This window comes from Candidatus Obscuribacterales bacterium, assembly GCA_019744775.1.
Taxonomy (GTDB): domain Bacteria; phylum Cyanobacteriota; class Vampirovibrionia; order Obscuribacterales; family Obscuribacteraceae; genus SBAT01.
The window spans coordinates 129,566-150,758 of the sequence record JAIETZ010000002.1 but is presented as its reverse complement, the minus strand read 5'-3'; the positions used below and the strand labels follow the sequence as shown (position 1 = coordinate 150,758).

Annotated in this window: 36 protein-coding genes; 21 read left to right on the top strand and 15 right to left on the bottom strand. The window is 44.8% G+C overall.

Annotated features, from left to right (window positions below; translation table 11 throughout):
* The first annotated feature begins 2 nt into the window (after positions 1-2).
* From K2Y22_04365 to K2Y22_04265, 21 genes are all read left to right on the top strand, one after another.
* Entirely contained in the window at positions 3-386 is a 384-nt protein-coding gene (locus K2Y22_04365) for a hypothetical protein (GenBank protein MBX9877671.1), read from the top strand.
* Positions 376-531 (top strand): hypothetical protein, encoded by a 156-nt coding sequence (locus tag K2Y22_04360; GenBank protein ID MBX9877670.1) that lies wholly within the window; start codon positions 376-378, stop codon positions 529-531. Before K2Y22_04365 ends, K2Y22_04360 begins: the two co-directional genes overlap by 11 nt.
* Entirely contained in the window at positions 528-914 is a 387-nt protein-coding gene (locus K2Y22_04355; GenBank protein MBX9877669.1) for a hypothetical protein, read from the top strand. The genes K2Y22_04360 and K2Y22_04355 overlap by 4 nt, the downstream gene beginning before the upstream one ends.
* 55 nt (positions 915-969) lie before the next feature.
* Positions 970-1,266, top strand: coding sequence for a hypothetical protein (locus tag K2Y22_04350; protein MBX9877668.1), 297 nt, complete (start codon positions 970-972; stop codon positions 1,264-1,266).
* Entirely contained in the window at positions 1,263-1,523 is a 261-nt protein-coding gene (locus tag K2Y22_04345; GenBank protein ID MBX9877667.1) for a hypothetical protein, read from the top strand. The genes K2Y22_04350 and K2Y22_04345 overlap by 4 nt, the downstream gene beginning before the upstream one ends.
* Positions 1,524-1,583: 60 nt before the next feature.
* Complete coding sequence (locus K2Y22_04340; protein MBX9877666.1) at positions 1,584-1,721, top strand: hypothetical protein; 138 nt, start codon at positions 1,584-1,586, stop codon at positions 1,719-1,721.
* A gap of 23 nt (positions 1,722-1,744) precedes the next feature.
* On the top strand, positions 1,745-2,002 hold the full coding sequence (locus K2Y22_04335) for a hypothetical protein (protein ID MBX9877665.1): 258 nt from the start codon (positions 1,745-1,747) through the stop codon (positions 2,000-2,002).
* 116 nt (positions 2,003-2,118) lie between these two features.
* Positions 2,119-2,334, top strand: coding sequence for a hypothetical protein (locus K2Y22_04330; protein ID MBX9877664.1), 216 nt, complete (start codon positions 2,119-2,121; stop codon positions 2,332-2,334).
* 158 nt (positions 2,335-2,492) lie between these two features.
* Complete coding sequence (locus K2Y22_04325) at positions 2,493-2,765, top strand: hypothetical protein (protein MBX9877663.1); 273 nt, start codon at positions 2,493-2,495, stop codon at positions 2,763-2,765.
* Positions 2,758-2,952 carry a hypothetical protein gene (locus K2Y22_04320; GenBank protein ID MBX9877662.1) on the top strand — a complete coding sequence of 65 codons (195 nt, stop codon included), beginning with the start codon at positions 2,758-2,760 and terminating at the stop codon, positions 2,950-2,952. Before K2Y22_04325 ends, K2Y22_04320 begins: the two co-directional genes overlap by 8 nt.
* The gene (locus tag K2Y22_04315; GenBank protein ID MBX9877661.1) at positions 2,949-3,248 is read left to right on the top strand and encodes a hypothetical protein; all 300 of its coding nucleotides are present in this window, start codon (positions 2,949-2,951) and stop codon (positions 3,246-3,248) included. Before K2Y22_04320 ends, K2Y22_04315 begins: the two co-directional genes overlap by 4 nt.
* A gap of 96 nt (positions 3,249-3,344) precedes the next feature.
* Complete coding sequence (locus K2Y22_04310; GenBank protein ID MBX9877660.1) at positions 3,345-3,617, top strand: hypothetical protein; 273 nt, start codon at positions 3,345-3,347, stop codon at positions 3,615-3,617.
* 18 nt (positions 3,618-3,635) lie between these two features.
* Positions 3,636-3,929: a hypothetical protein gene (locus K2Y22_04305; GenBank protein ID MBX9877659.1), complete on the top strand. Its 294-nt coding sequence runs from the start codon at positions 3,636-3,638 to the stop codon at positions 3,927-3,929.
* 94 nt (positions 3,930-4,023) lie between these two features.
* Positions 4,024-4,413: a hypothetical protein gene (locus K2Y22_04300; protein ID MBX9877658.1), complete on the top strand. Its 390-nt coding sequence runs from the start codon at positions 4,024-4,026 to the stop codon at positions 4,411-4,413.
* On the top strand, positions 4,383-4,961 hold the full coding sequence (locus tag K2Y22_04295; protein ID MBX9877657.1) for a hypothetical protein: 579 nt from the start codon (positions 4,383-4,385) through the stop codon (positions 4,959-4,961). Before K2Y22_04300 ends, K2Y22_04295 begins: the two co-directional genes overlap by 31 nt.
* Positions 4,945-5,154 (top strand): hypothetical protein, encoded by a 210-nt coding sequence (locus K2Y22_04290; GenBank protein ID MBX9877656.1) that lies wholly within the window; start codon positions 4,945-4,947, stop codon positions 5,152-5,154. The genes K2Y22_04295 and K2Y22_04290 overlap by 17 nt, the downstream gene beginning before the upstream one ends.
* Complete coding sequence (locus K2Y22_04285; protein ID MBX9877655.1) at positions 5,151-5,345, top strand: hypothetical protein; 195 nt, start codon at positions 5,151-5,153, stop codon at positions 5,343-5,345. The genes K2Y22_04290 and K2Y22_04285 overlap by 4 nt, the downstream gene beginning before the upstream one ends.
* Positions 5,342-5,623 carry a hypothetical protein gene (locus K2Y22_04280; GenBank protein ID MBX9877654.1) on the top strand — a complete coding sequence of 94 codons (282 nt, stop codon included), beginning with the start codon at positions 5,342-5,344 and terminating at the stop codon, positions 5,621-5,623. Before K2Y22_04285 ends, K2Y22_04280 begins: the two co-directional genes overlap by 4 nt.
* Before the next feature lie 32 nt (positions 5,624-5,655).
* Entirely contained in the window at positions 5,656-5,907 is a 252-nt protein-coding gene (locus tag K2Y22_04275) for a hypothetical protein (protein MBX9877653.1), read from the top strand.
* A 268-nt stretch (positions 5,908-6,175) separates the two neighbouring features.
* Positions 6,176-6,481, top strand: coding sequence for a hypothetical protein (locus tag K2Y22_04270; GenBank protein MBX9877652.1), 306 nt, complete (start codon positions 6,176-6,178; stop codon positions 6,479-6,481).
* Between the two features lie 24 nt (positions 6,482-6,505).
* Positions 6,506-6,997, top strand: a complete 492-nt coding sequence (locus K2Y22_04265) for a hypothetical protein (protein MBX9877651.1) — start codon at positions 6,506-6,508, stop codon at positions 6,995-6,997.
* 201 nt (positions 6,998-7,198) lie between these two features.
* Here the strand turns inward: K2Y22_04265 and K2Y22_04260 are convergent, their stop codons facing one another.
* The 15 genes from K2Y22_04260 to K2Y22_04190 all read right to left on the bottom strand — a co-directional run bounded on the left by K2Y22_04260 (position 7,199) and on the right by K2Y22_04190 (position 21,171).
* A complete protein-coding gene (locus tag K2Y22_04260) occupies positions 7,199-8,023 on the bottom strand; it encodes a patatin-like phospholipase family protein (GenBank protein MBX9877650.1) in 825 nt (274 codons plus the stop codon).
* On the bottom strand, positions 8,020-8,541 hold the full coding sequence (locus K2Y22_04255) for a lysozyme (GenBank protein ID MBX9877649.1): 522 nt from the start codon (positions 8,539-8,541) through the stop codon (positions 8,020-8,022). The genes K2Y22_04260 and K2Y22_04255 overlap by 4 nt, the downstream gene beginning before the upstream one ends.
* Before the next feature lie 211 nt (positions 8,542-8,752).
* Positions 8,753-9,076, bottom strand: a complete 324-nt coding sequence (locus K2Y22_04250; GenBank protein ID MBX9877648.1) for a hypothetical protein — start codon at positions 9,074-9,076, stop codon at positions 8,753-8,755.
* 19 nt (positions 9,077-9,095) lie between these two features.
* Positions 9,096-9,401, bottom strand: coding sequence for a hypothetical protein (locus K2Y22_04245; GenBank protein MBX9877647.1), 306 nt, complete (start codon positions 9,399-9,401; stop codon positions 9,096-9,098).
* Positions 9,402-9,438: 37 nt separating this feature from the next.
* The gene (locus K2Y22_04240) at positions 9,439-9,891 is read right to left on the bottom strand and encodes a hypothetical protein (GenBank protein ID MBX9877646.1); all 453 of its coding nucleotides are present in this window, start codon (positions 9,889-9,891) and stop codon (positions 9,439-9,441) included.
* Between the two features lie 8 nt (positions 9,892-9,899).
* Positions 9,900-11,372 (bottom strand): hypothetical protein, encoded by a 1,473-nt coding sequence (locus K2Y22_04235; protein MBX9877645.1) that lies wholly within the window; start codon positions 11,370-11,372, stop codon positions 9,900-9,902.
* Positions 11,363-11,740, bottom strand: a complete 378-nt coding sequence (locus K2Y22_04230; GenBank protein ID MBX9877644.1) for a hypothetical protein — start codon at positions 11,738-11,740, stop codon at positions 11,363-11,365. Before K2Y22_04230 ends, K2Y22_04235 begins: the two co-directional genes overlap by 10 nt.
* Positions 11,737-12,087: a hypothetical protein gene (locus tag K2Y22_04225; protein MBX9877643.1), complete on the bottom strand. Its 351-nt coding sequence runs from the start codon at positions 12,085-12,087 to the stop codon at positions 11,737-11,739. The genes K2Y22_04230 and K2Y22_04225 overlap by 4 nt, the downstream gene beginning before the upstream one ends.
* 8 nt (positions 12,088-12,095) lie before the next feature.
* Complete coding sequence (locus tag K2Y22_04220; protein MBX9877642.1) at positions 12,096-13,664, bottom strand: hypothetical protein; 1,569 nt, start codon at positions 13,662-13,664, stop codon at positions 12,096-12,098.
* Position 13,665: 1 nt separating this feature from the next.
* Positions 13,666-17,463 (bottom strand): hypothetical protein, encoded by a 3,798-nt coding sequence (locus K2Y22_04215; protein MBX9877641.1) that lies wholly within the window; start codon positions 17,461-17,463, stop codon positions 13,666-13,668.
* On the bottom strand, positions 17,454-17,864 hold the full coding sequence (locus tag K2Y22_04210) for a C40 family peptidase (GenBank protein ID MBX9877640.1): 411 nt from the start codon (positions 17,862-17,864) through the stop codon (positions 17,454-17,456). Before K2Y22_04210 ends, K2Y22_04215 begins: the two co-directional genes overlap by 10 nt.
* Entirely contained in the window at positions 17,861-18,343 is a 483-nt protein-coding gene (locus tag K2Y22_04205; protein ID MBX9877639.1) for a DUF1833 domain-containing protein, read from the bottom strand. Before K2Y22_04205 ends, K2Y22_04210 begins: the two co-directional genes overlap by 4 nt.
* The gene (locus K2Y22_04200) at positions 18,343-18,702 is read right to left on the bottom strand and encodes a hypothetical protein (GenBank protein MBX9877638.1); all 360 of its coding nucleotides are present in this window, start codon (positions 18,700-18,702) and stop codon (positions 18,343-18,345) included. The genes K2Y22_04205 and K2Y22_04200 overlap by 1 nt, the downstream gene beginning before the upstream one ends.
* The gene (locus tag K2Y22_04195) at positions 18,702-20,903 is read right to left on the bottom strand and encodes a phage tail length tape measure family protein (protein ID MBX9877637.1); all 2,202 of its coding nucleotides are present in this window, start codon (positions 20,901-20,903) and stop codon (positions 18,702-18,704) included. The genes K2Y22_04200 and K2Y22_04195 overlap by 1 nt, the downstream gene beginning before the upstream one ends.
* On the bottom strand, positions 20,896-21,171 hold the full coding sequence (locus K2Y22_04190; protein MBX9877636.1) for a DUF4035 domain-containing protein: 276 nt from the start codon (positions 21,169-21,171) through the stop codon (positions 20,896-20,898). The genes K2Y22_04195 and K2Y22_04190 overlap by 8 nt, the downstream gene beginning before the upstream one ends.
* Between the last annotated feature and the right edge of the window lie 22 nt (positions 21,172-21,193).

Here is a 21,193-nt window from a genome sequence, read left to right as displayed (position 1 = left end):
GAATGAACGACGTAGACATTAATAACAAGATTGCAGAGCATGTAATGAAATGGCAGCTCACAGGCAATAATACTTGGACAAATCAACATGGCGGTGTCCGAGTTACTGACGGGTCCAATAATGACGGTCATCGGCAGTTTACTCCAGCAACGTCGATAAATGATGCTATGTCAGCGGTCAAGATTCTACTCAGACGGCATCATAATCAAGAGTGGAAATTCTGGTCAGCGGCTAATCATCATGCCGTTGGAGTGATCAAATACGTTTGCGGTTTAAAACGTAATGGAATTGGCATTGCAGTAGCCAGTGATGATAGTTACTCAATTGCAATCTGTGATGTCTTGTTGCAAGTCTCAGATATAAGGATGCGCGGATATGCCAGATGAAGAAGAGAAAATCAAATGCCGGTTATGTGGCAAGCCGGCAGACAAAGTAATGCTGAACGAGAAGAAGACATTCATCGGGTTCATGCATGGTGAAGGGATAAAAGCCATCTGGCATTGGACAGTTAAGAAGGAGTGGAAGAAATGAAAGAAGAAACAGTAATCCAACAACTTGCCGTTGCGGTAGAAGCTATAGGCAACAAGCCAGGCAGCTATGACGTTGCCCTGAATAACTTGAGATATCTCAGGCGGGAATTACTTCGCATAATTGGTGGGCGCGTAAGTCTTGATTTTCTCAACGTGATCGAAGTCGGCAAGCTCGTCTTGAAGATGCCTGAATACACCAAATGGGGCGAGCCTCGTTCTTATCATTCACCGGTGATCTTAGAGTGTCACGGTCCCGAAGATTGGCGCATTCGTGCTTATACAAAAGACGCTCATACCAGCTTTGAAACACCGCAGGAAGCTTTGCAGTCTGCATTTATTTGGGAGGGTAATGACAAATGTGTATCGCTATCGGACTTGCCTTAGGGGCAGTCGTGATGATTGTGTCTTTGGTTTTTGTAGCGAATAGGGTTTAGAAAAGATGGTTTGCGAATATCCCGAATCAAATCAAGTCATACAGTGCAATAAGTGTGCTGGTTATCACGGCTCAGATATTGAATGCATTGAAGTCGTGAGAGCTAATGCTCATAGACTCCTGCGCGAAAAGAGTGATGATTTCCATCGATTCATGAATCGCATTATGAACCTGGAAAAGACTCTGAAATTTTACGCTGATCCAAAGACTTACCGCTATTTGAGCAAGGATGAAACAGGCAAGGCTTACAAGCCAATAGGGAAGGATTTAGGAGCAAAAGCAAGAGAGGTATTAGGGAAGTGAAAACACTCCAACAAATCAATGAGTACGTATTTGACAAAGACGTTAAATGGCGTGAACAAGTAAAAACACTGCCATTGAATCAACAGAAGGCATTCAATACGTTGCATATGCTCCTAGACAGGAAAGGATTTGAATGGTGGTGGTCGGACATTGCCGAAGACGTGCAAGATGAAATCTTTCAGGAATTGGTCAAGCTGGTTGACGGATGTGAGTGTCCCGCACGCACTAACGAAATGCCTGGTATTGACGACAGTTAAGTTATCAGCTTAACAATGAAACAAAACAGTCCTTATAGGACGCACACAGAAGGAGAGAGTATGTACGGAAGTTTTGGCGATGTCGCTGTTTTTGCGATCATTGGAATGGTTTTAACGGCTTTTACGCTATTGCGATTCCTCTGCTTTGACTTGCCTTGGCTCATTCATTGGTTTCAAGTGCATGTAGCTATTCACTAATCAATAAACAAAAGGAGAACGAAATGAAAAAACAACTAATAGCACTATCTGTAATGATGGTGGCTGCTTTGCCAGTAATGGCAGTAGATAATGCAACGGTTCTAACACCCGGTGCATTGTATGAGATCACTCAGAAACAAGCTAAAGCCATAGGCATTTTGGCAGTAAGAAATTACGAACTTGAAAAGCGTGTTGAGGCTCTCGAAAAGAAGATGACACACGCGGTCAACATCTTGAAGTTGCAACGCGAGAACAAAGCCTCAGGTGCTGCCACCAAGTAATTGGTGGAGTCCTCCAAAGCCCTAGCAGGGCGGGGTCTGAGAGTTGCCCTGCACCTATGGGATGAGCGTCTAGCTAAATAGCGGCTCTATCCCACAATTTTAGAAGGAGAAATGAAATGAGTGGATATACAAGAAGTGAACTTATTAAATATCGTCAGTATGCGAGAGCAAAGCATATGCCGGACACATTTAAGCACGTGTCTGAATTGGCAGAAAAGAATAAATGGCAGGAAGTAACAGAAACCCTTAGATCGCTTGCTGGCTATATGGAAGGTCTAGATTCTAGCGTCAACAAAGAGCGTTTGAACCGCAAGAAGAAGGTAAAAGTATGACCTACGAAAATGACCCATGGGTAATGGTGGCAACAGAGCTTGACCATGTGCGCAGGTTGCAATCTCGTTGCAGTGAAGGATCTCCCAAATGGGGGGGTATGAATATCGGATTACACGGCTGGCTGACATTAAGAAGCAGCTAGAGGATGAAGAGGAAAATGGCAAAGACACTAACAGAAATAAATGCAACAGTTGAAGTTACCTTTTCGGTAATGGTTGAGCATGACGAGGATGAAGATATCAGCGAAGAAAATGCTCAGCGATTCGTTGATGAATTGACTCCGAGAGATTGGTTTGATTGGTTCGGGGCTGGGCAACCGTCTATCGACTTGGATATCGGGGAGCCTTACGAGCCCGAGAAAGCGAAAGCAGATATTGCTTACAAGGAAGGACGATTTGTCTCGTTAGAGGAAAGGGGAGAGGATGAGTAAAGCGAATGGACTTGAACCAAGATATGAGGTTAAGAAATTGACCAATCCCACCAAGGAATTTGATTGCGTCGTATTGGAGTTTGATGATCCAATAGCTCGCGTTGGAATTCTTGCATGGGCAAAAGAAATGAAACTCCATGGCTATGAAAAAGTCTACGAGGATGTGATCAGGAGGATGTACGGATGACAGAGAGTGATTACGATTGGAAGTTACTCAAGGTGCAGCGTTGTAGTTATCGATGTCTCTCCGACTTAATGTATGCCATTCTGAATACAGGTGCCAAGATTCACTCTTCCCATGTATTTGGAAGAAATGAAATGCTTGTTAAGCCGGATTGGACGAGCGCTGAGATTCTTGTGCAGATCCCACGCATGATGAAGGCAAAAAGTTATGCACATAAAAGCAACATCGAGTTCTTCGAGCAAATTCGCGGCGTAACTGTTTGCGAGCCGCCACCAAGCCCCAAGGTTAATGTTAACTGAGACACCCAGATAGATTAATAAGCCATGAGCCATTACTACAAAAAAATCTTCGATAAATACGCAAGCAATCCTGAATCAAGGAGTTGTTATAGTGCGTTGCCGACAAGAGCAAATTTGCCCAATGGCATTTACTTTGATGGTCGGCGTTATGAATCCGTTCCCAAATTCAACACGAATAAGTGGTGGAATGAACGCGTGGTTATTGTCAATCAGACATTAAGCGGTATAGAAGTCTCGCTCTATGAAACTGGGTACTCATTGGGTAAGCCATTTGGAGAGAAGGTATTTTGCCCGGTTGTCGGAATGGGCAAGCCGACAAAGGAAAGGATCAAGCAACTGCTTGCAGAGTTAGAAGGTAGACAGCAATAAGAGTAGGGAGGAAATGAAATGAGTTTAGCAACTGAAATATTGGATGCTGCGGATAGAGCATTGAGCCACAATGTTTCCGATGGCGAGTGGCAAGAATTGCTTGAACGTGTAGCGCTTGCGGAAGCAAAGGCTGAGAAATGGAACTTGATAGAAAAGATGTTGCGGAAATTTGGTGTAATCGACTTGAGAGCAAAATCAGTTGGTGGTGGTTACTTATGCAGTACTACTGGCAATCAATACGACAAGATAAATCGTTTTCGCGGCGATACACCAGAAGAGGCATTTACAAGAGCATTGGAGGGGAAGGAATGAGAGAGTGGTTATGCGCATTATGGATACCATCGAAGTTGGTTTGGCTAATTCTCATTAGCTGGATGGTGGGATTAACAGCAGGCACGGTGATCAAATGACATACGAAGGTTACTACTATCATGGCGGAATACCCGATTTGAAAGTCGGTGCATATCTATTGCCTCCTAATGAGCAGGATAAACCGAGCGGAAGGAATCTTGTTGACTATTCGGAGCGTGCTGGTCATGAAGCGCAATATATTCGCAGAGATCGAGTGTATGTCACCACCAATAGCAAGGCTGCACGTGCATTTGCAGCGATGTTTCCAAATGGTGCGCTGTATCGCGTAAAGCCAGAAGGCGCAGTAGAGATAGACCCAGATTGTCCCGATGGCACATCATTGATGTGTGAAAGAGCCCAAATCGTACAGATTGCAGATCCTTACGTGAAGTTCGAGGAAAAGGATTTATTCAAATGGATGAGACAAATGGTGGCACCGAAATGAGTATCGACATCGAAGCAATAAAAGAACGTGCGGATAAGGCAACGAAGGGACCATGGGCATGGTTTGGCAACACCTCGGTTCAACAAGCTTATCTAGCTACTACTCATTCGGGGCGTATCTACGTGATGCAATTCCGGCGATGGGGAACTCAGGACGCAATGCCTGTATTTCAAGATTTTGATAGTCAAACAATGCGCCCTATGACTGATTACGTAGTGCATGAAGTAAGCGGCGGAAGATGTATAGGCAAAGGGAAATCTAAAAAGGATTGCAACTGCTACAGGAAGGATTTTCGCAAGATCAATCATCCAGACGCCGAATTCATAGCCCACGCGCGCACAGACATCCCCGCCCTCTTAGATGAGATTGAGAGGCTGCGGAAAGAAAATCACGTAAAGGATAGTGCATTGATTCTTGCAGCTAGGAGATTCATGGAGTTTAAAAATTTGATGCCTGATTATGAATTTCAGAAGCGATTTGCCGAGGGATTGCAATATGAAGTTCGCGCCGAAATAGAGAAGGAGAAAAGCAGTGAGAGCAGTCCATGATAAACCAATCAGTAAAGAGCAATTAGCCGATGAGTTAATGAAAAATCGTGAATTGCTTTTGGTATTCATTGAGCTAGCTCGCGAGGATTATGCTTCTTGCTGTATGGAATGGGGCGCATTGCACTACGCCACTGATGATGAATATATAGCCGCAATGCTCGATGGTACAAAGGAACGACTGGAGAGAAAATGACCAAGGAAGAATCAAGTGTTTTGATCAATGCAAAAGGCTATAGCCAAGTTGTTTATCGTTGCCGGAAGTGTGCCGTCTTCTTCGATAAATTCCCGCATGAATGCAAGCAAGGACCGGACATGCTCGGAAGAAAGCTAATCGCTCAAATGGATATGCAGAAATTCAAGAAGAAACAAAGGAGAAAGAAATGATCGAAGTGAAACTAGGTGACAGGGTACGCGATAAGGTAACAGGCTTTGAAGGAATAGCCACCGGAATTACAGTATGGCTACATGGTTGCCGACGGGTAGTAATTCAACCTGAGAAATTAGGCACCGATGGCAAACTCATAGAGTCTTGGACATTCGACGAGCCTGGACTTGAAATTCTTGAAGTTGGAGCTAGAGCGCCGGAGATAAAGCCGCCGGCGTTACCGGAGCCACTAACTGCAACGGGTGGACCAATCACGAAGGCACCAGCACGAAGATAACTGTACAAACACACAAAAGGAGAACTGACCAAATGAAAAAACAAATGATACTAGCCGGATTGCTTGCATTAATCTCGCTGCCGGCATTTGCTAGCAATACACCTAAGGAGGCATTGGAGGATCGAGTTGGATTGATCGAACGCTTTCTAAATGATGGCGATGTGAATGATAGCTTTATTGCATACACTCGCCAATTAGATGAGCGTGTCAAAGAACTTGAGCGTAAGGTTGCTGGAATGCAAAAGCAGATTACTGTTTTGCATGGCAAGAAAGCGGATAAGTAACCAAGGTATGGAGCTGAAAGGTACGGAGGTTGTAATGAGTCTCCGTACCTTTTTCATCAGATCAGAATCAGTTAACTAGTAAAACCTAAGCGCTTAGGTTATTATATTTGAGTCAGTCGAGGGACGGAGGACAGGTGCAAACAATTCGGGACGAAGGCGGACAACAAACCGCCCCGCTCCAATCCAAGCCCTGCCTAACTATCCACAGTGTACCTTCCCTCGGCTGACTATTTAAAAGGATCATACCCTATTGAATGAGGTAGATAACATGACAAAGTCAGTCAAGAAGAACAAGGCAGCGGTAGAACTCGGGCGCGTAGGCGGGAAAAAGACTTCTACAAAGAAGGCGGCTTCTAGTGCTGCCAATGGGAAGAAGGGCGGTAGACCATCAAAGACTAGAAAACCATTAGCCATCATCAATGAACAAGACATAACTGCGACGTTAACAATCATACCGACTGGTGAGATAACAAAAGCGAAGCTAGAATCATTTTGTTGTGATTTGGGAAAGTTTGTAGAAAACTATGGATTTGGAATAATTACCCATCTGGAATTCTTCGTGAATTTGGAATAATTACCCACTTAAAGGAACCTTATCATGCGAGTATTTGATATTTTCTTCAATCGGCTATTAGGTCGGTTTAGTAAGAAGAAGCGTAAGCCAATTCAAGACAGTCTCATTGCCGGATTATTTGATATTGGAGCAGGTGGTGGTGCTGAACTTGCTCAATTGATTAAGACAGATCCGCAAACAATAAAAGAACAACCAGACTACAAAGCTCTATTTATTGAACTCGCACAACACATTAGCGATCACTGGGATGATTTAGATTCAGATGATATATGTGAAATCATTCGTAAGGGAAAACTTTCCTGCAAGAATTGTGCAGATCCGCCATTAGATGGCAGCATTGGGAACTTTTATTGGGTGGATGGTGGATTCTGTACTGAAGATTGCAAACAGGATTACGCTAAAAGATTTTCTGGAAAAGACCCAGTTGGAAACAGAGAAGAACTCAAAGAACTTGGTTCATTTTTATACAGAATTGAACCTGGTGCATTCAATAAGGCAATTGAGGAAGAAGAATGACCACCCATCAAAGAAATCGCCATAAGGCATTGCGACAACAAAATCGTTGGACTTGCCTTGTATTGCCTTCTATTACATTTCACGATGAACAGTTCTTCAAGGAACGCCGCAAAATGATTGATGAAATTCAAGCGCTGTTCAAAATACCACCGCATTTACTTGAACAATCAACACATAAAACAGATCCAGTTATTGAAATGTTTATGACCATAAGCCCTGCAGCTTATTCTTCGCCAACTCATAACCATAATCAATCCACTTCTGCCGATCTTTGATATCAAAATCAAGGATACCGATACCCGTCGGCTTGTCGGCAGTAATTAGGATGACTTCGATCTTTCTGTAACCTGGCACGTTATTCAAGATATTCACGAATTTCAATTCACGTTCCAATTGATTCCATAGCTGAATTGAAATCGTGAATTCAATTGAGTCGATGATATTCCGAATTGGTTTTGGCTCCGGCACCATTGGAGCCAGAACGATCAACCTGTCAGCGCCTGCATTTACTGCATCGACAACGCTGTAATTGTTAGTCAAGCCGCCATCCGTAAAGGTGCCTGTGCCTATCTGAACAGGCGGCATCAATACCGGCGGTGATGCTGATGCCCATAGTAATTTTGCCAGCGCATCTATAGGCTCAGTGGCATTTACGTGAATTGATTTCCATTCAGGATACATCTCAGTTACGTGCAAAATAAACGGCTTAGGATTGCTTACGAGCTTCGCGAAATTGATCTTCTGTTGAATCAACTTGAGTAACGGAGTTGAATCATACAGACAACCCTTATTTGCTCTTACAGCATTCCAGGGAGCCTGAGAGTAAACATCTTTGTTCCGGATGTTCAGCCACAAGTCCTTCATGTCTTGAAGCTGACCAGCGTGAAGCAAGGCACCATTCAGAGCGCCGGCAGATGAACCGTAAAGCATGTCATATTCAATGCCGGAGTCTAATACCGCTTGGATCATTCCGGCTTGGATAACTCCACGCGCTGCACATCCGGCAAGCAACAAAGCGGTCTTCATTTCTCTTGTACCGGCTTTTGAAAACGAAGTTGTTCCCACTTACGGCGTTTTACTAAACCACCGAGAACAGTTAACACGCCGTTGACTCTGCCTTTATTCCACTTCGGAAATTCAACTGCAGCGCCTTTGTAATCGCGCACATTGAGCTTTCTAAGCAAGGTGCTAGTAAGTAATCCCTGAATTCCACGGCGTGGATCGCCAGGCCCGATGTTAAACACAAAGGACACAAGCGCATCAAATTGATGTTGATTCAAGGGTACTTTGACGAACTTGTGAATCAACGGCTCAAAGCGTTCCTTAAGATCTTTTCTTAGCAGCGCATCAGCTTCAGCAAATGTTAGCCCATGGCTAAAGTCTTCACCAATACGAATGACGTGACCGTGACCTACTGTTTTCTTTCCAGCCGGACAGACATACGGGTAACATCTGCCATCTTTGACGTTGGGACCAACACCTTCTATCCCAGGTGATTTGATCCACGCGATCATTACTTCTGAGCTGGTGAGATGTTCGTTCATAGCTTAACCTTCTCAAGTTGCATCTTCCAGGGAATGAATCTTAAATGAATCGTTTGCTCGACACAGCGGTCGTCACACTTGCAGATACTTTCTTTGGTTGACCAGGTTAATCGGTATCCAATATGTTTCTCTAGGCGAGAGCTAATGAAGAAGAGGATCTTCATTATTCTCGTAACCTGAACTACAAGAGCTACTCCAGATACTTGAGCCATCATTTCTTACCCCATGGAATTCTCATCTGCTTAATCTTGATCCAGATGCCGGCACCTAATGGGCTGAATATCAAACCGAGCCAAACATCATTTATAGGTGTCGGATAGCCATGAGCCTTTGCATGCCAGTCCATAACAAGGGCAATAGGTGCAAGCACTACGCTTAGATAAATCGAAAAACGACCTGCTAAGCGAGCATTTTCAAGTTCGATTTGCTCGCGAGTTAGCCGAAGATCTTCTTCAACAACCAAGGAAATTCCACTTGGATTATCCCGGTCACTATGGCAATGAGCAACATCAGTATTGGGTTCATCTTGCGACACTCTCCCTATTCCTTATCACTTATTTGGATTCCGATTCGGGCTTTGGTTTAGGTGCATAAGTGATCCAGTAAAGAAGAAGCAATTCAGCAACCGGCTTAGCGCCTGCCACCATCTTCAATGCGCCTTCTTTAACAGCTCCAACGCCTTGGAGGCATCCCTGAAAACCTTCTAGCACTTTCGGGGGAGCCGCTAAGACTTCATCCCAGTCTTTGATACCATCGTGATCCAGGTCGTTACTCTTCACCTTTTCAAATACTGATTTCAAGGCTTCTTTGCCTTTTTCTATAGCCATGTTTTTGATTTTATCGTCTATAAATTTCGGCATTGTTGCTCCTTTGAAGTTGGCGGTATTCTACCCGAAGTTATTCTTGAGTTAGCGGCATGTTTGCTGTAACGGCATGAGCTTTAACGCGAGTCTGAACATCATCCGTCAGCCAGGAATTACCGTAGGCGGCGATCAAGATTTGCCAGCCGTTTTGCAATCCCGTTAAGTTGTCGGCATTCTGATCGAGCAATGCAAAATATTTCATCAATTCAGCTTTAGTGGTGTTTGAAATGCCTGGATCAGTCATAACTAACGTTTGGAATTGTCTTGGATTCGGTGTACCTGCGTGATCTTGTGGGACATAATCAAAGCTATTTACTAACTCATAAGCTTGGTTTATTTGATTTTGCGTTGCCGAAGGATCAAAAGTAAGCGTAATAGCAGATGGCGGCCATTCAGTTGTCCCATTACCAGTTACAGACGTGTAACCAGTACAAGGAATGCCTTGAGTCACTAACCACGCTATAAAAGCTAAAACTGCTTGATTCATAATTTCTCCTACGGCGTAGTCAAACTGACATTGCGCCAAACTACACGATTTGACACTGGGTCGTTGGCAGGTCCGCCAGATGTTATTACTCCCAGTCCAACATTGAAACTGCCAGAAAAAGAAATCGCCACAGTCGCGCCAACTTGTGTCCAGTTTGTTCCATCAGTGCTGTAATAAGCAGAATAGTTGCCGCTCGACCCAACCAATTTCAACCAAACGGGTAGCGATATGCCAGTAACAAATGATGACTGTGTTCCGCTGCCGCCAGTTGTTGTAGTGTACTGAGTATATACACCATAATTGGCACTGCCATTTACGGCATTTGCAACAGTCCCACTGGTAGAGATCACATAATATTTATCACTATTCGTATTACCTTGTCTGACGATAAGACCAGCGCCAGCCCACTGCCGCTGATTTCTGTAGGTTGCCGTTGAACTAGCATCCTCAGACGAACACAGTTGAGCAATTAACGTGAAATCGCCGCTTACCGATTGCACAAGTTGATCGCCATAACAGGCATTAGCATTAGTGCTATATATCATCTGTCCGCGGACATTCGTTATGATCGTACCATCCGACTGAAATGTGACGAGCGGACACGGAGAAGCAGCCGTATTCAAGGTAGCTGTTGCTTGCCCGGAAGTAGTGATTAAACTCCAAGGGGACACTGGGGAGTTGGTTGTTGATTTCACGAAAGCTGTCGTTGCAATCTTGGTACTGTTATCTAGAACACCCTGAGTTGTAGTCGTAGGGCTGCCAGCTAACGCCGCAGATGATGGTATGTCACCGCTTACCATGGTTCTAAAAGCAGGAGTTGCCGCGCCGCCGGATGTAGGACCAGCCATAAATGTATTAGCTGATTGATTATCTAAACTCAAAGCCGGTGTAGTTGTAGCGTTAGCTACGTCAAAGATACCTGATGGAGTTGCGCTAAAACTTGTGACACCACCGCCAGATCCGTTTGCTGCAGCTGTAATACGCCCTTTTGCATCAACCGTGATATTGGTATTCGTGTAACTTCCGGGCGTTACGGCAGTATTGTAGTCTTGCCCAGAAGACAATGAACCAGTTAAGTCGGAGAATGCCGCGCTAGTTCCAGACGTAATGCGACCTTTATCGTTTACGGTGACTTTAGTGTAAGTGTTTGCGCTTACGCCTGTTGTGTAGTCTTGTCCAGACGCTAAAGCACCGGCAAGATTGGAAAAGTTATAGTCAATTGCTTCAACTGCATTGGCTGCAACATTGAAACGGAAGATCTTCAAGCCATTACCGGAAGGCGACAACCAAGTAAATTTTCTTGGAGTGCTGGTATCGAAATAGAACAGACTTCCGGCGGGTGCGCTCGATACGTCAGCTCCCGTACCACCGCGATCAGGCGTTGTGATTAACTGATAGGTCTTTGGCGCTGCAAATGTGGATAATCCGCTTGTAATAGCGAATACGGCCAATAAACTGAGAAATGATTTTCTTAACCCCATACTTCCCACTCCGTTGCACCTTTTCGTAAACGTACACCTTCTTTGTTGCTACCGCTGAGCGTAATGCCAGCTTCGCCATCGAAAGTAGCATCACCGGCAACTGTCACGACTGTTGAACCTCCAACAGCTTTTATCTCAATAAGAATGTCTGCCGCTGCGGTTGCAAAATTGGGCATTGTTGCTGTTAAAGTGGCAGTGCATCTATAAGCATGAGCACTGGTCGAATCTATCGCGAAACTCGTAGTTTTAGTCTCAGGTGCAATACCGCCAAGTCCTGATTCACCTTGTTCACCTTGCGGTCCTGGTGGTCCCTGAATACCAACCTGAATGATCTTAACAGTCTCGAGAACAATTCTTGTGTCACTCATTGCGTTACCGCCTTTTCACGCCGGATAGCGCCCTCGATAATGACTCGCTCATCATCTGATGCGTCAATGAGTTTCAAGTCCCATACTGCCTTGCTGAACGTCCACACGGCTGTATCTTCTGTGTGGATAATCCAACTAACTCTACCTGTTACAGTATCAATCGTGATCCCTGCAACTTCTGTCAGAGTTTCGTAAAGAGTTGCTGAACCAGGCGATTTTCTGATCTGTAACTTTGCTGTCCAGCCAGTCATATCAACTGGAGTACCGTCAGATTGCAAATACAGAAAAGCCCCTTCAAAGACCTCTCTTTCTTTCAGTACGTAATCTTTGACAGCGCGATCAGCCATTTCTACTCCTAATGCAATACTTCAGCGAGTAACCCGGTTTGTTCAACGGTCCCACCGTTGTCACCGTAGAAGGTATGGTTAATGCCACCAGGTGCAGCCACCAATGCTTGCAAGTAGTGATACCCGACAGCCGGATAACCTGAATAATGCGAAGCAAAATATTGGGCGCGTCCGACGTTATCCGGTATTGTGGACCCGATTAATTGAGCGGAATTTGTTGAAGTGCTATCAAGTCCTATTCCAGCAGCAGCTGCTACTGAACCGTTGCTGTTTGATGCTTTAGAAGCATGAGTACATCTCACCAATTGGTCAGCCCACGGAGTTATAAACTCAAGGCGACCTTCGCCAACAGTTGTATTGGCGTTGGCTGAATGGAAGCTGGCATTGTTTTCTGTCCATGTATTTGTTGGATCGGTTGCTTTCAAGAAGGTGGTTTTTGCGTTGTAATAATTAGCGACAAACTTCCTCTTGGTTGAAACTTCTGTCTCACCGGATACTCCGGTAGTTCTCATGCAACCGACAAATTTACGAGTAGTTGCTCCGGTCTTAACCAGAATGCCATCTTGTGTAGTCAAAGCCGTTGCTCTAGTCGTATCGTTCGTCCAAGCCGTCAGCTCTAGCGTTGCAGTACCTGAGTTGTTATAAACAAACACGTCATACATTGTGTTTGTCGTAGCCGGTACGGCAATCGATATCTCAGAAAAGGAAATTAAATCCCAAGAAGACGAACCGTTATAGAGAGCGATCTTATTGCCGTTATGTGGCGTGAAATATAAGGTGGTCTTTGCTAACTGGTCAGTAGTGCTGAAAGCCACACCAGTTTCAAGCGTTAACCTTCCTTGAGTTAACGCCGGTAATTGTAGAGCAGCATCAACATAGGCTTTAGTTGTCGCATGGTTTGAAGTCGAGGGAGTATTAACGGAGAATACTTGAGAAGCACTACCAGCAAGCGCGGCATAGCGGGCATCTGCTTGAGTGATTGTCGGAACGTTACTAGCACCTGTGCCAGTATTTACTACGGCAGCAGTTCCTAAACCTAAATAAGTACGGAAGTCGCCGACTTGATCGCCGTAAGAACGAGCGATTTCATTCCATCCAGTGCCCGACCGACGCAAGACAAGATACATCTTTGTCGTTTTCAATACGACATCGGCACCATCACCCGTGAAGATCTGACCAGCACCACCAGCGGCATTCTTGATTGTCGGATCTCTGCCATCGTCGGCAGAGGTAACTATCAAGATCCGTCCATCAGGTGTATTAGTCTGAACAATATTTGTAAGATCATCAGAAGCTGCAGCGCCTTCGGTATCTACAACAATTACGGCACCGCCTTCATTAGCGGGCGTAATGCTTCCAGATGAAATGGTCAGGGATTGAGCGGCAGCACCACCAGGAAGTTCAGCGATCACATCTCTTACAGTCTCAAGAGCTGTTTTCATTTCTCCGACAGTTCTGGCAGCATTACTTATATAGCCATCTGCCGGTAACGTTGAAGCAAGCGCTGGTGCCATATTCAAAAGCATGAACACTGGCAACAATAGAGCCAGTAAGCGTTTGAAATGATCTATGTGCATATCAATACCCCTTTATAATCGCGTCGATTGTACCCGAAGTTAGAACGTGTGATGAATCATATAGTTCGATCAGTGGTCCCAAAGTTGCGTCACGATCAACGATTTCCGCCGACCGCGCTGTGCCCTGGTGAATAGCAATGCCTCCAACTGCCTTAATGACTCTGAATGTCTTGGTTAATGTCAGGCGTGATCCAGTATCGGCAATGGCAGCACTGTCTATAACTTGCTCAATATCTGGCACATCCAGCTGAACGATCAAGCGTGAAATTACACCCTGCGTAGTGCCGGCATTGGTCGTGATCCTGAATTGATAGCCATCAGGACTATCTAAAGGAATGTCTAAGTAACCAGGCCAAGGCAACCATTCACTTGTAGGAATAGTTTCTGAATCCCAGAAAGGATCTGAATCACCGTCCCAAAAAGGAACGCTATCCTCATCCCAGAAATCAACCTTCCGGACTATTCGATATTCAATATTGTAAGAACTGGCTTCAACTGTAAATAACAAGCCCATTCTTGCCGGTAATTGATTAGCATCAGGGAAATACGGATCTGTGGCATATACCATCGTGTCATAAAGCGCGGCATCCCAGAAAAGTGCATTATTGTCACTTGGATAAAACAACTCCAGATCACTCGTTGGCCAGAAGTCTGTTAAGCCGTCGGCTTTTAGATCTCCACTATCAAGAGTGCCGCCGGTCAATGTTCCTGGATAACTGGCAGCTCCAAAGTCATATTCTTCAACTAAGTTGAGATCAATAGGATCGCCCTGCTCAACGAATATATATGCAGGCGTAGTGCTGACATTGCCTGCTGTATCAACTGCAACGACCATTATTGTTTTCGGTCCAATCGGCAGGTTGGAAATATCGAATTCATTAACGGTCAAAATACCGTCATGGGCGCGAATAGATGTCGCGTAGTTTGTGCTATTGCCGAGGTTGTATGACAGGTAAAAGCCTTTGAAATCCGGTGGTTTGATTGCGTCCGGATAAGACCATCTAGCCTTGCCATTGGATAACGTGAGTGTCGGTACGTCAGGCGGTGGGTTCAGCTTGCCGAGGACGAAGTAATCGTTTATTTGCAGCCATTCGGATGACTTATTGGATCTGCTGATATTCCTTATTTGGATATCGTAGGTGCCGCCATCTTCTACGCCAATGATTGAGATTTCATTGGTTGGAGTATTTACCGGCGGCAAAGTCGTCCAGGCTGCCGAATCCGAAGCTCTAAATCTTGCCTGGATCGTTCCAATGGAGTTATCGACATGCGCCAAAGTAATGGCAATTCTTGTGGCATCTGTGCCATCAATTTGTCTAACTAATACCGTTTCATCAGATCTGATGTTGATTAAAATCGGCTTTGGGATCACTTGCTGGGGCAAGTCACCTTGGCGGGTTTGATTACTGGTAAATGGTGGAATCGCACCGGTCGGAGCATCTTGGATTTCAGGTGCATAATCAACGCCTGTGATTTTGGCAGAAAAGTTAGGACCAGCGGCAATATCTTTGATAACGAGAGGAATTGACTCCAATCCAACCAAACCAAAAGCAAACAGATCTCCAACTACAGGCAAAGGATCATCAAAGGGAATTGGCGTTGTAAATATAAGGGTACTCTGCTCACCAAGCGCAAACACCACATTAGATACAACGTGAGTTAGATCTGCCTTTGAAATTCGTACTGCATAAGCTTCATCGGCAAGCATCGTGATCGGTGAATCCAACGTCACAGAAATGGCATTACCGTCATTGTCTAAGGTGACTGCCTTGATACGCCCATTGCCACGCCCCCATTCAAAAGTATCGTGATTAACGCGAACGAGATCGCCGCGCCTTAATTGAATGTTTTCTATGTCGGTATAGAACTCATAGGTAAAAGGACGAAGGCGTAACGCGGCTAAGTGATAGCGTCCTGCCTTCCATGCCTGCTCATAATTGGTAACGAATGGAAGCTGTAATTCTTCAATGATAGTGGCATTGGCTGATGTATATCCGTCGTCATAAACGACCGCTTCATCTTGCTGCCAGTTTGCATCTGGATTAATGAAGAAGACACGCAAAGCATGAGGTTGGACAATTCTGACCCAGCTTCTTGAAAAACCCCACATATTCCGGCTGGTGAACAGATACCCTGGAACAGCTTGAGCCAAATCTTGAACCACCCCGATCTTGCCGTCAATTTGCATGAAACCAGCTCGACCGACTGCAGCCACCTGCTTGGCTAATTCAAATCTGTTGGTGGGTGAATCAAGGATGAAGTTACATTCTCTGCCATCATCATCACAATTTTCTGCCCAATCCATAAGAGAATCTGTGTGCATCTTATCGGTGGAAAATCTAGTTTTACCAATCGGTCCGGTAAAGAGATAGGAGTAAATCCACGCTGGATTGCTTGTAGCTTCTTCGTTCCAATCTACGCCATCGAATACAGGAAGTATTGACTCGACTAAGCAACTTATTTGATTTGGAGTACCTTGTAACTGCTCAGTACCCTTAATCCGCATAGCGAGCAAGCTAATGCCTTTTACATTTCCTTGTTGATCTTTTATTGGTCCAAAAGGTTGGACATTGCGAATGGATCGCAGTACTGACCAGCTAACCAGGTCAATGATGTTAACGTCACTATTGTCTGCAGTTGTTCTTGTAAGTCGAACGTCATAATCGCCTTGAGCAACATCCCATGTCAAACCGCGCCTAACTGTGGCGGTTGAATTATCCGTTACCGAAATCGTATTAACCAAAGTCCAAGGGTCTGAACTACCAGTTGCTCGATATTCAACAGTAACGTTAACAGTTCTAGATGATCTTGAGCCATCAGTGAAGAACTGAGTCAAGCCATTTGGAAATGTAATGTCTACGCTCAATTGGTCAGCATCAGGGGCAGCGGTTCTTGTTTGGCTGCCGCCAGCAAATGTGAGCGGAAGATCTAATGATTCTTCATTTACGTCATTCGGGAATAACGTTATCTCAGGATCATCTGGATAACCTTGAATGAGTTGATATTCAATGCCTTCAAACGATGAGCCCGTCACTGTCTGAATAGTGTCATAGACTGGATTAGCAACAATAAGGTTTTCACCAATTTTGATATCGGTTACGTTCACAGGACCATAACCGAGACATAGCAGCATTCGGACATATTGATCATCACCAACAAGTTCCGTATAAGGCTGCGCTGCCAAAGGCGGGAACATCTTATAGAGTCCAAGCACTTTTGGAATGACGCCATAAGGGTTAGATTGATTTTGAGATCCACTAATTGATGGACGCAAAGGATCACGAGTGGCATTCTGTTGACTTATGATGCCTGGTGAAAATGGCTCAGGAGCAATATAGGCAGGAGCCGAAAAACCTGGCACAGAGGAAACTGCAGGCGTGAATTGTCTCGGTGGTGGTGTTAATCCGCGCTTCAACATGCCGAAGCCTAAGCTAGCAATGCCGCCAAAGATCAAGCGCCCTATACCGCTCAAGGCTCCTAACATTCCCAAGCCACCGCCGACTAATCCGACAACGCCACCTATGATGTTCAGCGTTCGCTTTCCGCCGGCTGGCATTGCTCGGAAGCTCAAACAACTTCCGGCTTTAGGTTTAATGAGTTTGAAATATTCACGAGGCACTGGATTGCCATTTAGATTGACCAAAAGATCTACAGGCAATACAGAACAGAACTCAAGAATTATTTGCTCAATGGTTTTGCCATAATCGAAATACTTTTCTTCTTTCTCGAACTCAATCGGGTTCAGAATGAATGACACCCTGATCTTGTTCTTGTCAGTTCTATCTTTGTTTACTGACATGGCATACCTATATGACGGTAAAAGCCCCGAATGCGAGACTTCCAAGGATTATCTCTGTAGCGGGCAAGATGACTGTTGGTTTCAGGCATTGCGTGAACTAATAGTCCTTTGCCGACAACCATGCCAATGTGAAACGGAAGATTACCCAGCTTCAGAACAACAAGATCACCAAGTTGTTCTTTGCCTGCCTCAACTGGTTGATAAGCCTTACTCTCGTCTTCAATTAGAGGACCAACTATTTTCCTGTCCTGGCTTGTCTCATAGAGGTAAGCCGGAACGTCAACATTGAATTGGTCTTTGAGTATTTGGCGAACTAAACCCCAGCAATCAAATGCTTCAGGTCCGCGCCCACAGTCTTTGTATTCTAAGCCAACATATTGCTCAACCCATTTCGGAATCATTTGAATAACCCCGGAGCTGTGCCAGGCGTGAACTTATCATAAGGAACAAGCTCATCACCGATAGGGTTATCCGCTAAAACCGCTGTAGCTACGTTCTGGTCGGCTCTAACATCCTGAATAGTTAGATCTTGAAAAAATACGGTTCTATCATCCGGTGAACTGGCAACAATGAGCCAGCAAGTTACTAATGCCTCGTCAGCAGCAATTGCAAGACCTTCCAGATATTCGCCTATACGCCTGTCTGTGTTATCTACCGCTAATTGCGCGGGCGACAATTCATCACTTTTGTCATCAAGAAGTTTCAGTTCAAATGCATAAGCAGTGAATAAGTCACCATTGCTGGTGATATCCTCGGTGTTTAATACTACTCTAATCGGATCATCGAACGTTGAATGATTGATTTCAATTAAAGGCAAGATTGGATCTTCAATTTCTTGTTGATGTAGTAAGTCTCTTAGCCCACTGAATAGATTTCGCATTAGCCGAAACCCTCCAGATCAACTTGAACGCTATAAAGGTTCGTCGATACACTCACTGGATCTGGTGCTGACATAAAACGAAATTCCATCGTTGCACCCGTGCGAGGATGCACCCATTCAAACTTTTGAGAACCGGCATTCGTATCAACGAGATAAAAGTTTTCTACAAGCTCATTTACTTGATCCTCATTCAACAATAGCTGAAACGAATAGTCGTAAATAATCCGAGTCGTTAGCCTTCTAACTTTTGGCTCGCCAGCGCCCATATTAGTGCGCGTGTTTGGATCACGCGGCAAAAATCTATAGCCAATTCTTGGCGCTTGCGGGAAGTTATTCGCTGTCGGCCAGACTATCGACATTACATCCTTCCTGTCGCTCTTGCATTTCTAAATGCTGCCATCAGTTCAGCATCACCATTCTGAACGCCATTAGTAACCGCTTTCATTACGAGTACGTTGAAATCTTCGGAGCCATCCGGATTAACCGTTCTTTGTTGAACGATTCTCGAATCTGTCTGATTGATGATATTGACGGTGACGTTAGGGCGAGAGGTGCCGCCGAAAGCGCCATTAGGAATAACTGTTCCGTCAGATTTCGGAAGAAATAATTCTGGTCCTTTCTCTCCAACAATTGAAAGCTGACCAGCAGAGAGAGAACCACCCGAAGCTAACATCGGAAGATGAATCGGTCCCTGTAACGGAATTCCACCACCGAGCTGAGAAGAACTTGGCTTGAATAAACCACCAAGCATACTTGGAATGCCAGCTATAAAATTCTGCAATGGCGTCAGAATGAACTGCTGTTCCGCAATCCTAAGAATAGCCATCCCAAGATTCTTAACGACATCAGTAAGGCTCTTGCCAGAGAAAATCGCCTGGTCAAAAGCAGTGACGATATTGTTGCCTAATTGTTTAGAGGCATCACCTAGACTGAAGAAACCCTTCTCCATATCAGCCATTTTGAGATCAAGCATGTCGATAGTATCAGACGCTTGTTTGCGGAGTTCCTCACCCTTGTGAATCGTTGCATCCATGCTCGCTGCAAACTCTTGCTTCAACTTCTGAGCGGTTTCATTGAACCTCTGAACTTCCGGTGTGGATTGCGCGAATTCTTGTGAGAGTTTCCGAATGGCAAAAGACATTTCAGCAGCATTCTGTGGAAACTGTCTTGCAAGTTCCATGAGCTTGCCGACATTCTGGGTGTACGTATCCCACGGCGAAAGCATTCCTTGAACAGCACCTTTAAGCTGTTCATCCAAAGCCTTCTGGTTGGCAATCATGTTGTTGATGCCTTCCTGATAGTCCTTCTGGAAGAGTTCATCCATCTGTTCTTTCAGGCTCTTAACTTTTTTCTTGGATTTCTCGACGGCATCACCGAAATCAACAGCTAGAGCATTGCCCGCCTTGCCAGAAAGGCGGGTTAAATCAGCAATACGTTTATTGGTATCCTCAATGATTTTTGAAACATCCGGCATCGTCTTAGCTAAAGTAGAAAAGCCTTTAGATGTAAGGTTTGTTATGGTTTCCACAAAACCCATTGCTTCACTCTTTGACAATGGAATATGCAGAAAGCTGTATAGATCTTTTCTAGCCTTTGTAATTTGATCATCAAATAAAATGATTGAGCCAATGAGCAAGCCGAACCCGAGAGTCACAGGGTTTAAAGCTCTAGCTAAGTTACCCATTCCTAGCGCTAGAGTTGAAATATTTGCTGGCAATTGAACGGCAACAACAGAAGCCGAAGCTACTGCAATTGCTAATAAGCCCTTCTCTACTTCTTTTGAATGAGCCGCAAGATACTGGAAGCTGGTAATCAGCAACTCAGTGCCATAACGCAAACCACCTTTAGAATCTAGACCTATCTGCTCAAGCAAATCAGTAAAACTCAAGCTCAAGGATTTAAGAGCACCATCAAGCGTGTCTCTTGCGGCAGCGGCAGCACCGGCATACTTGCCTTCCAACTTTTCCAAAATCATGGCTTGAGCATCGGCAGCATGACCGGCATGAACCATCTGTTCCATTACTTTCTTCTGGCTCTCGGTGAAAGTAATGCCCATCTTGGATAGAGAAGCTATTCCATTGATTGGGTCATTAAGAGCCTTGCCAGCTTTCATGGCTGCCGAATTCAGATCGATCCCAAGCTTCGTGGACATATCAAGGATCGCTTGAGAGGCGCGCGGAATTACTTCGCCACCAATATTGGTGAATGTCAGAAGCAACGATTCCATATTCTGGATTGCTTCATCAGAGTAGGTGGAAGTCTGTTGAAGCTGGCTAGACAAATCCCCTAACTCTTGAGCAGAAATCCCGGCTGTACCACCAGTGGATCTAATGGTTGCTTCCAGCTGCTTCATTGCCAGCTCTGATTCAGCAGCCTCTTGCACTATCTGACCAATGCTAAAGCTGGCTCCAAAACCAATCATCAGATTTTGTAATCCGGTGAAAGAACCTTGAATCTTCTTAACAGCGCTATTAGTTTCGTTGACTGCTTTGTTGATATTGCGCGTAAAGCTACCAATATCAGCTTGCATCTCCATCGTAACCGCGCCGACTTTAGCCATTGCTTGTGTTCCTTACGTAACGTTCCAGTATGCGAGCTTGTTCTTCAAGACTTTGTTCTTCACGAGTGCCACCATCAATAAAGGGCATAAAGTCAATCGCCTTGAAGGCTCTTGCATCCTTACTCTTATTGATGTTTGCCAACAAGCTCATCAGATAACCGTTCCTGAAATCGTCTCTCTGTTCGCCAAATGGTTCGATCTTGTAAAAGGCTTGCCAGTGAACAAACTCAACTAGATTGATTTCTCTTTGAGCTTGAGCAACCGACATACCTAACTGAGCAGCCAGAATG